This is a genomic window from Arthrobacter sp. YD2 (assembly GCF_030410475.1).
Lineage (GTDB): Bacteria > Actinomycetota > Actinomycetes > Actinomycetales > Micrococcaceae > Arthrobacter_B > Arthrobacter_B zhangbolii.
This window is the reverse complement of the sequence record NZ_JAUHHB010000002.1, coordinates 405539-420311: the sequence shown is the minus strand read 5'-3', so window position 1 is coordinate 420311 and position 14773 is coordinate 405539. Positions and strand designations below refer to the sequence as shown.

The window sequence follows — 14773 nt, the reverse complement described above, 5'->3', positions numbered from 1 at the left end:
GCGCCGCCGTGCCGGCCACCGAAATCCTCAGCCCCGAACTGCTGGAGCGGCTGCGCTCCCGCGCAGCCGGCTATGACGATACCAATTCCTTCTTCACGGAGGACCTGGAGGATCTGCGCGCAGCAGGTTACCTTGCCCTGTTCACGCCGCTCACCGAGGGCGGGTCGGGTATGGGGGTGCCCGACGTCGTGGCCTGCCAGCGGCTGCTGGCAGGCGCGGCACCCGCCACCGCCCTGGCGGTGAACATGCACCTGGTGTGGTGCGGGGTTGCCCACCTGCTGGCCCTGCGCGGAGATGATTCCCTGGCGTTCATTCTCCGGGAGGCTGCCGCGGGGGAGCTGTTCGCCTTCGGGGTCTCCGAACCCGGCAACCCGGCGGTGCTCTTTGACTCGCACACCTCCGCGCGTCCGCTGGGGGACGGCGGCTATGCCTTCACCGGAACCAAGATCTTCACGAGCCTGTCCCCGGCATGGACGCGGCTGGGGATTTTCGGCAAGGACGCCACGGACCCCGGCGAGCCGCGGCTGGTCTTCGGATTCGCTGATCGGGGCACGGCAGGCATCAGCACGGCTGATGACTGGAACACCATGGGCATGCGTGCCAGCCAGTCCTGCACCACACGACTGGAGGGAGCCGAGGTTCCGGCGGGCCGGATGGTCCGGTCCACGCCCGTAGGCCCACACGGGGACGCTTTTGTATTCGGGATCTTCAGCATGTTCGAGACCCTGCTCTCTGCCGTGTACACCGGGATAGGCGACCGGGCCGTACAGCTGGCAGCCGAGGCAGCGGCGGGGCGCGTCTCGCCCGACGGGGTTCCGGCGTCGGCCCATCCGGAGACCCGGTGGAAGATCGCCGATGCGGCACTGCGCATGGACGGGGTGCACCTGCAGCTCGCAGCCGTCGCCCGGGACCTGGAAGAGGGCGTCGATCACGGGACCTACTGGTTCCCGCTGCTCTCGGGCCTGAAATACCGGTCCACGGAGACCGCCCGCAGCGTCGTGGAAACCGCGGTGCGCGTGGCAGGGGGAAAGGCCTACTCCCGCGGGCAGGAACTGGAGCGGCTGTACCGCGATGTCCTCGCGGGCATGTTCCATCCCTCCAGCGAGGACTCGGTGCATGCCAGTGTGGCCAATGCTGTCCTGGGGCCGGTGGACAGCGGGTAATCCGGGCTCAGGCGGTGCGCTGTACCCGCAGGATCCGGCGGCGCAGCCAGAAACGGCGGCCACCGCCGCTGTAAATCCGGCTTCGGTGCAGCTCCCACTTCCCGTATTCGGCGTGCTCAACCAGCCGTCGGCGCGCTTCGTGAAGCGGCTCAGTGGGATCTACCGACACCACCAGGTACTCATAGTCCCGGGCGTTTTCCGGCCGGCGGGAGACATCCGGTGCAAGAATTTGTTCGCGCATTTCCCTCCAATTTTGCCTACTTTACAGCTAACGTCTAGTGCATGAGCATAGATCCGCGCATCGCGCTCCAGTCCCTGATTACCGCCCTGGAGGAGCACCTTGCCGCCGCCGCAACCCGCCGCGGCGAGAAGGACCCGGTGGTGGAGAGCGCGTATCTGGCAATTGCGGATGCCTTCGAAGTCTACGAGGAAGTCCTCTACGACGCCTACGGGGAAGTCACCCCGCTGGAGATCTATGAGGACGATGACGAGGACTATGAAACCGGTGACGAGCTGGATCCGGCCGAAGACGACAGCATCGACGTCATCGGCCCGGACCTTACCGGCGATGCCCCGTCAACCCGGCCCGAAAGCCGACGCACTCCGGACACCGGAGACAACGGCAGCAACCGCCCGGCGGGCTGGTAATCCCGGAAGAACCCGCTGCCGGCACCGGGGACCCCGTCCGCGGGGCACGGAGTTCGTGTCATAGAGTTCTAGTGTGAATTGGTTTGAAGCGATCTTCCTTGGCCTGATCCAGGGCCTGACAGAATTCCTCCCCATCTCCTCCAGCGCCCACCTGCGCATTGTCGGTGAGTTGCTGCCCGGTGCACAGGATCCGGGTGCCGCCTTTACCGCCATCACCCAGCTGGGCACTGAAACGGCGGTGGCCGTGTACTTCTGGAAGGACATCGTCAGGATTATCAAATCCTGGTGGGGCTCCCTGGTGGGCCGGGTGCCGCGCAGCGATCCGGATGCCCGGATGGGCTGGCTGATCATTATCGGCACACTGCCCATTGTGGTCCTGGGGCTCCTCTTCCAGGACCAGATCGAAAACACCTTCCGCAGCCTGTGGATCGTGGCCACCATGCTGATTGTCTTCGGCATCATCCTGGCGGTGGCGGACACTGTTGGACGGCAGCAGCGCACCCTGGACAAGCTGACCTACAAGCACGGCATCCTGTACGGATTCGCCCAGGCCCTGGCACTGATCCCCGGCGTCTCGCGTTCCGGCGGCACCATTACTGCCGGCCTGCTGATGGGGTACACCCGTGAAGCGGCTGCCCGCTACGCCTTCCTGCTGGCCATACCCGCCGTCTTCGGCAGCGGACTCTTCCAGCTGGTGAAGTCAATCGACGAGCCCATGCCGTACACGGCGCTGCAGACCGGCGCCGCCACCGTGGTTGCCTTCGTTGTGGGCTTTGTCATCATCGGCTGGTTCCTGCGCTACGTCTCAACCCGCAGTTACCGCCTGTTCGTCTGGTACCGCATCCTGCTGGGCGTGTGCATCTACCTGCTGCTGGGCTTCGGCGTCATTACGGCCTAGCCGTGAGCAGTAGAGTTTGTTAGGTGATTGCCTGGAAATCCCCCTCCCTGCCCTCCCTGCCCGGAACCTCGGATGACATCCGTCTGTATGACACGGCTGCACAAAAACATGTGACCGTGCAGCCGGACGGTGCCGCCAGCATGTACGTCTGCGGAATCACCCCCTATGACGCCACCCATATGGGCCATGCCTCCACGTACGTTGCCTTCGACCTGCTCAACCGCCAGTGGCGGGACGCCGGGCACACCGTCACCTACGTGCAGAACGTCACCGACGTGGATGATCCGCTGCTGGAGCGCGCCAACGCCACGGGAGTGGACTGGCGGGAGCTCGCCGCGGAACAGACACAGCTCTTCCGTGACGACATGGAAGCCCTCAACGTCCTGGCACCGGACCACTACATCGGTGCGGTGGAGTCCGTTGAATGGATCGTCCCGGCAGTTGAAGCCCTCATGGACCGCGGACTGGCGTACCGGGTGCCCGGCAGCGCCGGGGAACCCGACGGCGATCTGTACTTCGACGTCGACGCCGCGTCAGCGCTGGCCCCGTCAGACCCGGATGCCTGGTGGCTTGGGCAGGTCTCCCACATGAGCCGGGAGGAGATGCTGCCGGTGTTCGCCGAACGCGGCGGCGACCCTGAACGGCCGGGCAAGCGCAACGCCCTGGATCCGCTGCTGTGGCGCCAGGCACGCACCGGCGAGCCGTCCTGGGACGGCGGCCGGCTCGGCCGCGGCCGTCCGGGCTGGCACATTGAGTGCTCCGTCATTGCCCAGCGGTTCCTTCCCCGGCCGTTTACCGTGCAGGCAGGCGGATCCGATCTGGTGTTCCCGCACCATGAGATGAGTGCCGGCCATGCCTACGCCTGTTCCGGTGCGCCGCTGGCCTCCCACTATGCCCACGCCGGCATGGTGGGCCTTGACGGCGAGAAAATGAGCAAGTCGCTGGGCAACCTGGTGCTCGTCTCGCGGCTGCGTGCCGACGGCGTGGAGCCCGCGGCCATCCGGTTGGTTCTCCTGGGACACCATTACCGGAGCGACTGGTTCTGGACGGCTGACCAGCTGCGCGCGGCCGAACAGCGTCTCGCCGACTGGCGCAGGGCGCTTGAATATACTGCCGAAGACGCCGCCAGGACGCTGCTGCAGCAGATCCGCGCCGCACTGGCAGAGGACCTGGACGCACCTGCCGCGCTGCGGGCCGTGGATGCCTGGGCATCCGCAGCCGTATCCGCGGGCACACCGGGCACCCGGGGCGGCGGGGAACTGGTTTCCGCCGCAGTCAACGCGTTGCTGGGCATCCGCCTCTAGGAACCCGCCTCTAGGAACCCGCCCCCGGCTGCGCGCGTCCCGCGGGATGCTGCCGGCCGGGGGAGTGCTGTCAGTCCCGGCGCCGGCGCTTGAGGTAACGCTCGAACTCGCGGGCAATCGACTCGCCGCTGGCCTCGGGCAGCTCTGCGGTGTCCTTGGCTTCCTCCAGCTGGCGCACATACGCTGCCACTTCCGGATCCTCGGTAGCCAGCTCATCCACCCCGCGTTCCCAGGCTTCGGCCTCTTCGGTGAGCAGCTGGGTTTCCAACGGCACCTGCAGGAGTTCTTCGATGCGGTTGAGCAAGGCAAGCTGCGCCTTGGGCGACGGCGCCTGCCCTACATAGTGCGGCACCGCGGCCCACAGCGAAACCGAGGGAATGTCCGCCAGCCCCGCCATATGGGAGACCACGCCGACAATGCCGATGGGGCCTTCATAGGTCGATGGCTCCAGGGTCAGGGCATCCTGCAGGTCCGCTTCCTCGCACGTGGCGGTGACCGGAATGGGCCGGGAGTGCGGAACATCGGCGAGCAGGGCCCCGGCCAGGACAATACAGTCCACATCGAGTTCCTTGGCCAGGGCAATAATCTCGGCGGTGTAGGCGCGCCACTTGTAGGACGGCTCCACCCCGGTGACGAAGATGACGTCCAGGTTGCTGTCCGGGACTTCCGCCCTTGAAATCCGCGTGGTGGGCCACTTGATCCGCTGGGCCCCGGAGGCGGTGCGCCTGATCGCGGGCCGGGTGAACTGAAAGTCGTAGTATTCGTCGGCGTCTATGCTGGCTATTTTTTCGCTGTCCCAGTGCCTGCTCAGGACCTTCAGGGCGTCGGAGGCGGCTTCGCCGGCGTCGTTCCATCCTTCGAAGGCAGCCAGCATCACCGTGACGCGCCCTGAGGGCGAATCGTCACCAAAATAGTCCTGGAGGCCAGCGGCGCCAAAGCCATCAGTATTGCTCACACGACCACACTATGCCCCGGACCACCTCGTGTCAGGACCGCGTAGCGGGGCTTCGCGGAGAGCAAAAGAAACACACTCTGCCGCCGCCCCTTAGACTGAGGACATGCCCGAACACGCCTCAGCCAATTCCGTCCGCAGTTCCGCCGATCCGTCCCTGCAGGCTGTTTTCTGGGACATGGACGGCACCATCGTGGATACCGAACCGTACTGGATCGCCGCCGAGAAGGACCTTGCCCTGAGTTTCGGAGTGGAATGGACCGAGGCGCAGGCGGAGGCCATGGTGGGCCAGGCCCTGGAATTCGGAGCGGGCATGCTCCGTAAGGCAGGCGTGGACCTCCCCGTCCGTACGATTGTCGACCGCCTCATCAACCGCGTGGCCGATCAGGTGCGGCAGGACGTGCCGTGGCGCCCCGGGGCCCGCGAGCTGCTGGCCGGGCTGAAGGAGGCAGGCATTCCGTGCGGCATGGTCACCATGTCCGAACCGGTCCTGGCGAAGGTGATTGTCGAGTCCCTGCCGGCCGGCAGCTTCGACCTGGTGGTCACCGGTGACATGGTCGACGCCGGCAAACCGCACCCGGAGGCGTACCTGCAGGCATTCGAGACGCTCGCCCGGACTGTTCCGGATCTGCGCCCCGACCGGGTAGTGGCCATCGAGGATTCGCTCCCCGGAACCGCCTCCGCCCGTGCCGCCGGCCTCGTGACCCTTGGCATCCCCAACTTCGTTCCGCTGCCACCCGGGACGGTGGAGCACGAATGGGATACGCTCGCCGGCCGGGGTGTCCGCGATCTGATCAGCCTGCTCCCCGCCACTGTCCCGGAGCCCGCCAGGTGAGCAGTACCGATCCGGCGGGAACCGGACGCAGGGAAGGCATACCGCTGGGCAGCATCGCCGGTGTGCCGATCATCCTGGCTTATTCGTGGTTCATTATCGCCGCGCTGATCGTCGCCGTGTTCGGCCCCCAGGTCCGCGGCGCGTTCCCGTACCTCGGAATCGGTGCCTACGCCGTCGCGTTCGGTTATGCCCTGCTGCTCCTGCTGTCCGTCCTCGCCCACGAAGTTGCCCACGCCCTCACCGCCAGGGCCTACCGCTGGCCCACCGCCAGGATTGTCCTCACCCTCTGGGGCGGTCACACACAGTTCGGCGACCTCCGCTCGACGCCGGGGCGTTCCCTGGTGGTCGCCCTTGCCGGACCGGCGGCCAATTTCGTCCTGGCAGCCATCGGTTTCGGCGTGCTGCAGCTGGTACCGGCCGGCAGCGTAGGCCAGCTGGTCACTCTGATCTTTGTCTACGCCAACCTGCTGGTGGCCATTTTCAACGTCCTGCCGGGCCTGCCGCTGGACGGCGGCCGGATTGTGGAGAGCGCCGTCTGGAAGGCTACGGGCTCGCAGGAGCGCGGCACCGTGGCAGCCGGCTGGGCAGGCCGCATCATTGTGGTGCTGCTGCTGGCGGCACTGTTTGTTCCTCCCTACCTGCGCGGTGAATCGCCGTCGCTGAGCCTGGTCCTGGTGGCTGCACTGCTCTGCGGTTTCCTCTGGATGGGCGCCGGGGCTGCCATCACCAACGCCCGGATGCGGCTGCGGCTGCCGCAGGTCAGCGCCGAAGCCCTGATGAAACCGGCCGTTTCGCTGCCTGCCGGGTCCACCGCCGCCGTCGCCGCGCACCTGATCCGCGAACACCCGGACGCAGCTGTGGTCATCACTGCGCCAACCGGTCAGCCGGAAGCCGTGGTGGACCGCGGTGCCCTGGCCCAGGTGCCGCCGGAACACTCGGCCACCGTCACGGTAAATGCCGTTTCCCGCCCGCTGGCCCCGGGTGCCTACGTACCCGATGCCGCCTCCGGGCAGGAACTGGTGCAGTACCTTTCCAAGCTGACCGGCGGTGAGTACGCCGTGATCAACCGGGAGGGCCGGGTGGTCGGCCTGCTCCACAAGGCCGCAGTCATCGCCGCAATGACCGGCAAGCCGGCCCGCCCGGCCCGGTAGCACCGGACCCGCAGCCTCCCGTATCCCACATTGACCCCGCCCCGCCCCTCACCGGTCCGAGGCAGTACAGACCCGCACAAGAACCAAAGGAAACACCATGAACTCCGATAACCAGGAGCAGGACACCGCCGCAGCGCCGCACGGAGCTGAAATCCGCAGGGGGCCGCTGCGCCCCGGCGAGCGGGTCCAGCTCACCGACGAAAAGGGACGCCGGAACACCATCACCCTCACCGAGGGCGGGGCATTCCACACGCACCGCGGCTACCTGCAGCACGACTCCGTCATCGGGCTGCCCGAAGGGTCCGTTGTCACGAACACGGCCGGCCACCAGTACCAGATCCTTCGCCCGCTGCTCTCCGACTTCGTCCTCTCCATGCCCCGCGGTGCGGCCGTGGTCTACCCCAAGGACGCGGCGCAGATCGTCACCATGGCGGATATCTACCCGGGCGCGCGGGTGGTGGAAGCCGGCGTCGGTTCCGGTGCGCTGAGCATTTCACTGCTGCGTGCCGTGGGCGACCAGGGCAGCCTGCACTCCTACGAACGGCGTGAGGAATTCGCACAGATTGCCCGCGGCAACGTGGAGACCTTCTTCGGCGGACCGCACCCGGCCTGGGACATCAGCCTGGGCGACTTCCAGGACGAAGTGGTGAAGACCCAGGCACCCGGCAGCGTGGACCGGGTGGTCCTGGACATGCTCGCCCCCTGGGAATGCACCGACGCCGTTGCCACCGTCCTGGCCCCGGGCGGTGTATGGATTTCCTACGTCGCCACGGTTACCCAGCTCTCCCGCACCGCAGAGGCCATCCGGGCTGACGGCCGCTTCACCGAACCCGATGGCTGGGAATCCATGGTCCGTGGCTGGCACCTGGAGGGGCTTGCCGTACGGCCGGACCACCGCATGGTGGCGCACACCGGTTTCCTTCTGACAGCCCGCCGGCTGGCCGAGGGTGCCACCGGCCTCGTGGCCAAGCGCCGGGCGTCCAAGACCAACTTCAGCGAAGAGGACATGAACGCCTGGACCCCCGCTGCGGTGGGCGAGCGGGAGGTCTCAGCCCACAAGCTGCGCCGGGCGGCACGGGACGCCAGTTCCACCGTCCAGCGGGGTGCGTTGGAAAGCGCTGAAAAGTTCCAGCAGGAGTCCGGCACCCCATAACGGGTAACTGCCGAAACACAAGAGACCTGACCCCGTGTTTCTCACGGCGCCCTGGGTTACTGTCGTTGGACAGACCCAGAGCAACGTGAAGGCGGTCGGCATGATGGCTGAACCCGAGAACACCGGACCGGGAACCGGGGAAACCCGGCCCGTATCCTCAGCGGCTGGAACCAGCACGGAAGCACGGCAGTTGAATGTCCTTCGTGACAAACTACGGAATCTGGACCGGCAGCTTGCTGCCCTGACACACAACAACGCCCGGCTCGTGGCCATGCTGGAGACCGCGAAGTCGGAGATCATCCGGTTGAAGGATGCCCTGGAGAACGAGGGTGCCACACCTTTCAGCTTTGGCACCGTGATCGGAGTCAACCAGCGCGGTGACGCGCAGCCCGGTGTGACCACCGCGGCAGCCGTCCAGGAGAGCCTGGACATCATCCAGTCCGGGCGCAAACTGCGCGTGGCGGTTTCCCCCCTCCTGGACCTGGGACAGATAGTCCCGGGCCAGGAGGTACTGCTCAACGAATCCCTCACCGTGATAGCTGCGCTCGGCTTTGAACGGGCGGGCGAACTGTTCACGGTGAAGGAACTCCTGGGATCGGACCGGGTGCTGGTGATCGGCCGGGCCGACGACGAGCGCGTGGTCCGGCTCAATGGTCCCCTTGGCCGGGAGAAAGTGCGGGTGGGTGACGCGCTGACCGTGGACACCCGCATCGGCTACGCGCTGGAGAAGATTCCGCGCAGTGAAGTGGAGAACCTCGTCCTGGAAGAGGTCCCGGACATCTCCTACGCAGACATCGGCGGCCTGGGTCCGCAGATCGAACAGATCCGCGACGCAGTGGAACTGCCCTTTATGCATCCGGACCTGTACCGCGAACACGGCTTGAAGCCACCCAAGGGCATTTTGCTCTACGGCCCTCCCGGCTGCGGCAAAACCCTGATTGCCAAAGCCGTGGCACATGCCCTGGCTGCCCGGGTGATGGAACAGACCGGCATGCAGGGGGCACGCAGCTACTTCCTGAACATCAAGGGTCCCGAACTGCTGGATAAGTACGTGGGGGAGACCGAGCGCCACATCCGGCTGATCTTCGGCAGGGCACGGGAAAAGGGCTCGGACGGAAGCCCCGTGGTCGTGTTCTTCGACGAAATGGATTCGCTCTTCCGCACCCGTGGAACCGGAGTGTCCTCCGACGTCGAAACCACCATTGTTCCGCAGCTGCTCAGCGAGATCGACGGCGTCGAAAAGCTGGAAAACGTGATCGTCATCGGCGCCTCGAACCGTGAAGACATGATCGATCCGGCCATCCTGCGGCCGGGACGGCTTGACGTGAAGATCAAGATCCAGCGGCCCGACGCGGAAGGAGCCGCAGAGATCTTCACCAAGTACCTGACCCCGGACCTTCCCCTGCACCGGGAAGACCTGGCCGAACACGGCTACGATCCGGTGGCCACGGTCCGTGAAATGATCCGCCGCACAGTGGAAAAGATGTACGCAGAGGACAAGGCCAACGAGTATCTGGAAGTCACCTACGCCAACGGGGACACCGAGATGCTGTACTTCAAGGACTTCAACTCCGGGGCGGTGATCCAGAACGTTGTGGACCGGGCCAAGAAGTACGCCATCAAGGACCTGCTCCAGCTGCATCAGCGCGGTTTGCGCATCGAACACCTGATGCGCGCCGTCGTGGATGAATTCCGCGAGCATGAGGATATGCCCAACACCACCAATCCGGATGACTGGGCACGGATCTCGGGCAAGAAGGGCGAGCGCATTACCTATATCCGCACCATCGTCCAGGGCAAGGCCGGTCAGGAACCGGGCCGCACCATCGAAACCGCCGCCAACCCGGGGCAGTATCTGTGACCGTGCGCCGCGTGATGGGAACCGAGACCGAATACGGGATCCTGGCGCCGTCGCTGCCCTCGGCCAACGCCACTGTGCTCTCCAGCCAGATTGTCAACGCCTACGCGGCGAGCCTGCGTGCCGGAGCGGGCAACCTCTCCGGAACGCGCTGGGACTACACGGACGAGGCACCGCTCAATGATGCCCGCGGATTTGCGGTGCCCCGGGCGGCGGCGGATCCCACCCAGCTCACCGATGATCCGCCGGTGCTCGACGCCGAACAGATCGCATTGGAGGGCGGGGGACCCGCTGCCCTCTACGGGGAGCAGACCTCCGATAATCCGGTGCTGATGAACATGGTGCTGGGTAACGGGGCACGCCTGTACGTGGACCATGCCCATCCGGAGTACTCGTCCCCGGAGGTCACCCGGCCGCGCGACGCAGTGCTGTGGGACAAGGCCGGGGACGCGGTGGTGCTCGCGGCGATGCGCCACATTGCGCGTATGCCGGGTTTTGCTCCCGTGAACCTGTACAAAAACAACACCGACAACAAAGGCGCCTCCTACGGTTCCCACGAGAACTACCTGGTGCCCCGCAGCGTCCCGTTCGGCAGCCTTGTCAGCGGTCTGGTGCCGTTTTTTGTTTCACGCCAGGTCATTGTCGGCTCGGGCCGGGTGGGTATCGGCACCAACAACCAGCGCCAGGGGTTCCAGCTGAGCCAGCGGGCGGATTTCTTCGAAACCGAAGTCGGCCTGGAGACCACCATCCGGCGGCCGATTATCAACACGCGGGATGAGCCGCACGCGGTGGCGGAAAAATACCGCCGGCTGCACGTGATCATCGGTGATGCGAACCTAAGTGAGGTGTCCGCGCTGCTGAAGACGGGCACCACCTCCCTGGTCCTGTCCATGATCGAGGCCGGCACCGTTCCCGCCATAGAGCTCCGGGATCCGGTGGGCGCACTGCAGGCGATCAGCCACGATCCCACCCTGCAGCAGCTGGTTGAACTGGCCGACGGCCGGATGGTCACCGGCCTGGACCTGCAGGAGATGTATCTCCAGGCCGCCGCCGCCCACGCCCGCGCGGCAGGGGAGGCGGACGCGGACACCGAGGACATCCTCTCCCGCTGGACGTCGCTGGTGGGCACGCTGAAACGGGATCCGCTGGAAGCCGCAGCCTCGGTGGACTGGGTGGCCAAGCTGAAAATCCTGCAGGCCTACCGGGAACGCGACGGGCTGGCCTGGTCCGATGCACGCCTGCATCTGGTGGACCTGCAGTACTCGGACATGCGCCCGGAAAAGGGTTTGTACTACCGGCTGGCCGCACGCGGGCAGATGGACCGGGTGCTCACCGATGAGGAGATCGCCCGGGCCGTGACGCATCCGCCCGAGGACACCCGCGCCTATTTCCGCGGCAACTGCCTCCGACGCTTCCCGCGTGAAGTGATCGGGGCGAGCTGGGATTCCATCATCTTTGAACTGCCCTCCCGCCGGCGGCTTCAGCGCATCCCCACCCGGGAGCCGCTGCGCGGAACCAGGGCCCTGACCGAGGAACTTTTCAACGCTTCCGCCGATGCGGAGGATTTTGTCGCCAGACTCCTGACCGGTTCAGCGGCCACCGTGGCACCATAGGACTAGGATTCATCCCCCGGGCAAGAAAGGGCTTCGCATCATGGCAACCCAGGACCGCAAAACCACCGGAACGCATCCCGCCGAACAGGAGGAAACCGAAGCAGTTCCTCCTCCCACAGCCGAGACGGAGGCACCCGCGGCCAGCGCGGAAACAGAAGGCGTGGACGACCTGCTGGATGAGATTGACGGTGTCCTCGAGAACAACGCGGAAGAGTTTGTCCGCGGTTTTATCCAAAAGGGCGGTCAGTGACGGATGGGCCCCCGGGACCCTGCTGCCGCTGTCCATCAAGCACCCTCGTCCTCCTTCACCGAACATCTCACCAGGCATAACCCGGAACTGCTGCCCTCATCGCGGACCCTCGGGCCCGTATCCGCGGGATCCGGAGCCGGGCTGGCTCCGCAGGCCACCACCATCGTCTCGCTGTCCTACGCGGGCGGCGTCCTGATGGCGGGGGACCGGCGGGCGACCATGGGCAACATGATTGCCAGCCGGCACATCAAGAAGGTGTTCCCGGCGGACAATTACTCCGTCCTGGGCATTGCCGGTACCGCTGGGCTTGCCCTGGACATGATCCGCCTGTTCCAGGTGGAGCTGGAGCATTACGAAAAGATCGAAGGCACGCCCATGAGCCTGGACGGCAAGTCCAACCGGCTCGCAGCCATGGTGCGCTCCAACCTGCCGCTGGCGCTGCAGGGACTGGCCGTGGTTCCGCTGTTCGCCGGCTACGACACGCAGCGGCGGACCGGGCGGCTCTTCTCCTACGACGTCACCGGCGGCCGTTATGAGGAATATGAGCACCACTCGGTAGGCTCCGGATCCGTGTTTGCCAGGGGCGCCCTGAAGAAACTCTGGCGGCCGAATATGGACGAGGACGAAGCGGTCCGGGTGGCGGTGGAATCCCTCTACGACGCCGCCGACGACGATTCGGCCACCGGCGGGCCCGATGTGGTGCGCCGCCTCTGGCCCGTGATCTACGTGGTCAACAGCGCCGGGAACCGGGAAATCCCCGAACGCGAGCTGCAGGAACTTTCGACTGACCTGATCCAACGGCGCTCCGCCGCCGGACTGGAGGCGTAACCGTGACCCAGCAGTTCTACGTCTCGCCCGAACAGCTCATGAAGGACCGGGCGGATTTCGCCCGGAAAGGCATCGCCAGGGGACGCTCAGTGGTGGTGCTTACCTGCCGCGAGGGCATTGCCCTGGTGGCGGAGAACCCCTCGCCGTCACTGCATAAACTCAGCGAAATCTACGACCGCATCGGTTTCGCCGCCGTTGGCAAATACAACGAATTCGAAAGCCTGCGCCAGGCAGGCATCCGGTTCGCTGACGTGCGCGGCTACTCCTATTCCCGGGAGGACGTCTCCGCGCGCGGCCTTGCCAGTGTCTACGCACAAAGCCTGGGCTCGGTCTTTACCACCGAGGGCAAGCCGTTCGAGGTGGAACTGGCTGTAGTGGAGGTCGGTGCCGATCCCTACTCCGACCACCTGTACCGGCTCAATTTCGACGGCTCAATCGCCGATGAAAGCAACTACACGGTAATGGGCGGACAGGCCGAAATTGTCAACGAAGCACTGGCGCGCACCTGGAACCAGGACGCGGACTTCCCGTCCGCCATCCGGACGGCAGTGCGTGCACTGGCTGCCACCCGCACGCCCGAGGGCGCCGGATCCGGGCAGCCGGCTGAACCCCTGGGCGCCGGCCTGCTCGAAGTGGCCGTCCTCGACAGGGACCCGCTCTCCACACGGGGGACCGTCAGGGCCTTCCGCAGGATAAACACCGTTGAGCTGGACCGTTTGCTGTCCAGCGCGGAAGGAGACTGATGGACCGCAGGATCTTCGGCGTCGAAACGGAATTCGGCATTGCTTACTCAGGGCCGGACTCACGGCCCCTGTCCCCGGAGGAAGTAGCCCGCTACCTCTTCCGCAAGGTGGTCAGCTGGGGACGTTCCTCCAACGTGTTCCTCACCAATGGTTCCCGCCTCTACCTCGACGTCGGATCCCACCCCGAGTACGCCACCGCGGAATGCGACGACCTGGCGCAGCTGGTGGCCCATGACCGGGCCGGTGAGCTGATCCTGGACGATCTGGTGGACGAGGCCGAAGACCGGCTGAAGGCCGAAGGCTTCAACGGCAGCGTCTACCTGTTCAAGAACAACACCGACTCTGCCGGGAATTCCTACGGCAGCCACGAAAACTACCTGATCCCGCGCAGGCTGGAGTTTTCCCGGCTCGCCGATGTGCTGATCCCGTTCCTGGTCACCCGCCAGCTGCTGGTCGGCGCCGGCAAGGTGCTCAAGACCCAGTCCGGTTCCCTCTATGCCTTCTCCCAGCGCGCCGACCACATCTGGGAAGGGGTCTCCTCGGCCACCACCCGGTCCCGGCCCATCATCAACACCCGTGACGAGCCGCATGCCGACGCCGAGCACTACCGGCGCCTGCACGTGATCGCCGGGGACTCGAACATGTCCGAAACCACCCTGCTCCTCAAGGCCGGATCCGTGGACCTCATGCTGCGGATGATCGAAGCCGGGGTGTTGATGCGTGACCTGCGGCTGGAAAACCCCATCCGCAGCATCCGGGAAACCTCCCATGACCTCTCGGGCCGGCAGCCGCTGAGACTGGCCAACGGCTCCACCATCACGCCGCTGGAACTGCAGCGCATCTACCTGCAGCGGGTCAAGGACTTCGTGGCCGTGAACGGCGGGCACAACCGGCATACCGGACGCGTGGTGGACCTCTGGGAACGGACCCTGGACGCAATTGAATCCGGGAACCATTCAGGTATCGATACCGAGATTGACTGGGCCATCAAGAAGAAGCTGGTGGACCGGGTCAGTGAACGGCACGGCCTGGAGATGTCCTCCGCGCGCCTGTCCCAGGTGGACCTGACCTATCACGACATCTCCCGGCGCCGGGGTTTGTTCTACCTGCTGCAGGCACGCGGGGAAACCGCGCGGGTGGTGGAGGACAGTGACATCAAGGAGGCGGTGGACCAGCCGCCGCAGACCACCAGGGCCAAGCTGCGCGGTGACTTTGTCCGCCGCGCCAAGGCCGCCAACCGGGACTTCACGGTGGACTGGGTGCACCTGAAGCTCAATGACCGGGCCCAGCAGACCGTCCTGTGCAAGGATCCGTTTGCCTCCGTGGACGAGCGGGTGGAAGCGCTTCTGTCCACCCTCTAAGGCCGTGCCTTTAGGA

At 65.8% G+C, this 14773-nt stretch carries 14 protein-coding genes and 1 pseudogene; 13 read left to right on the top strand and 2 right to left on the bottom strand.

Features of this window, described 5'->3' with window-relative positions:
• Window positions 1-8 precede the first annotated feature (8 nt).
• Window positions 9-1163 carry an acyl-CoA dehydrogenase family protein gene (locus QWJ37_RS08590; RefSeq protein WP_227927800.1) on the top strand — a complete coding sequence of 385 codons (1155 nt, stop codon included), beginning with the start codon at window positions 9-11 and terminating at the stop codon, window positions 1161-1163.
• A gap of 7 nt (window positions 1164-1170) precedes the next feature.
• On the opposite strand, the gene QWJ37_RS08585 is transcribed toward QWJ37_RS08590, so the two are convergent.
• The gene (locus tag QWJ37_RS08585; RefSeq protein ID WP_227901863.1) at window positions 1171-1404 is read right to left on the bottom strand and encodes a DUF5703 family protein; all 234 of its coding nucleotides are present in this window, start codon (window positions 1402-1404) and stop codon (window positions 1171-1173) included.
• Window positions 1405-1445: 41 nt separating this feature from the next.
• Here QWJ37_RS08585 and QWJ37_RS08580 point away from each other — a divergent pair, with 41 nt between their 5' ends.
• The 3 genes from QWJ37_RS08580 (at window position 1446) to mshC (ending at window position 4013) form a co-directional block, all read left to right on the top strand.
• Window positions 1446-1811 (top strand): hypothetical protein, encoded by a 366-nt coding sequence (locus QWJ37_RS08580; RefSeq protein WP_227927799.1) that lies wholly within the window; start codon window positions 1446-1448, stop codon window positions 1809-1811.
• 73 nt (window positions 1812-1884) lie between these two features.
• Window positions 1885-2709, top strand: a complete 825-nt coding sequence (locus tag QWJ37_RS08575) for an undecaprenyl-diphosphate phosphatase (protein ID WP_227901861.1) — start codon at window positions 1885-1887, stop codon at window positions 2707-2709.
• Between the two features lie 23 nt (window positions 2710-2732).
• Window positions 2733-4013, top strand: a complete 1281-nt coding sequence (gene mshC / locus QWJ37_RS08570; RefSeq protein WP_227901860.1) for a cysteine--1-D-myo-inosityl 2-amino-2-deoxy-alpha-D-glucopyranoside ligase — start codon at window positions 2733-2735, stop codon at window positions 4011-4013.
• Window positions 4014-4083: 70 nt separating this feature from the next.
• On the opposite strand, the gene QWJ37_RS08565 is transcribed toward mshC, so the two are convergent.
• Window positions 4084-4968, bottom strand: coding sequence for a PAC2 family protein (locus tag QWJ37_RS08565; RefSeq protein ID WP_227901859.1), 885 nt, complete (start codon window positions 4966-4968; stop codon window positions 4084-4086).
• A 103-nt stretch (window positions 4969-5071) separates the two neighbouring features.
• Here QWJ37_RS08565 and QWJ37_RS08560 point away from each other — a divergent pair, with 103 nt between their 5' ends.
• The 9 genes and pseudogenes from QWJ37_RS08560 to pafA all read left to right on the top strand — a co-directional run bounded on the left by QWJ37_RS08560 (window position 5072) and on the right by pafA (window position 14757).
• The gene (locus QWJ37_RS08560) at window positions 5072-5800 is read left to right on the top strand and encodes an HAD family phosphatase (protein WP_227927798.1); all 729 of its coding nucleotides are present in this window, start codon (window positions 5072-5074) and stop codon (window positions 5798-5800) included.
• Entirely contained in the window at window positions 5797-6951 is a 1155-nt protein-coding gene (locus QWJ37_RS08555; protein ID WP_227901857.1) for a site-2 protease family protein, read from the top strand. Before QWJ37_RS08560 ends, QWJ37_RS08555 begins: the two co-directional genes overlap by 4 nt.
• Window positions 6952-7048: 97 nt before the next feature.
• Window positions 7049-8104 carry a tRNA (adenine-N1)-methyltransferase gene (locus QWJ37_RS08550; protein ID WP_227901856.1) on the top strand — a complete coding sequence of 352 codons (1056 nt, stop codon included), beginning with the start codon at window positions 7049-7051 and terminating at the stop codon, window positions 8102-8104.
• Between the two features lie 184 nt (window positions 8105-8288).
• A pseudogene (gene arc, locus QWJ37_RS08545) lies at window positions 8289-9965 on the top strand (proteasome ATPase); the annotation flags it as partial.
• 14 nt (window positions 9966-9979) lie between these two features.
• Window positions 9980-11575, top strand: a complete 1596-nt coding sequence (gene dop, locus QWJ37_RS08540; protein WP_227901981.1) for a depupylase/deamidase Dop — start codon at window positions 9980-9982, stop codon at window positions 11573-11575.
• 40 nt (window positions 11576-11615) lie between these two features.
• Window positions 11616-11825 (top strand): ubiquitin-like protein Pup, encoded by a 210-nt coding sequence (locus QWJ37_RS08535; protein ID WP_227901854.1) that lies wholly within the window; start codon window positions 11616-11618, stop codon window positions 11823-11825.
• A gap of 3 nt (window positions 11826-11828) precedes the next feature.
• Window positions 11829-12653, top strand: a complete 825-nt coding sequence (gene prcB, locus QWJ37_RS08530) for a proteasome subunit beta (protein ID WP_290245044.1) — start codon at window positions 11829-11831, stop codon at window positions 12651-12653.
• Window positions 12654-12655: 2 nt separating this feature from the next.
• Window positions 12656-13396, top strand: coding sequence for a proteasome subunit alpha (gene prcA / locus QWJ37_RS08525; protein ID WP_227901852.1), 741 nt, complete (start codon window positions 12656-12658; stop codon window positions 13394-13396).
• Entirely contained in the window at window positions 13396-14757 is a 1362-nt protein-coding gene (pafA, locus tag QWJ37_RS08520) for a Pup--protein ligase (RefSeq protein ID WP_227901851.1), read from the top strand. The genes prcA and pafA overlap by 1 nt, the downstream gene beginning before the upstream one ends.
• Window positions 14758-14773 lie beyond the last annotated feature (16 nt).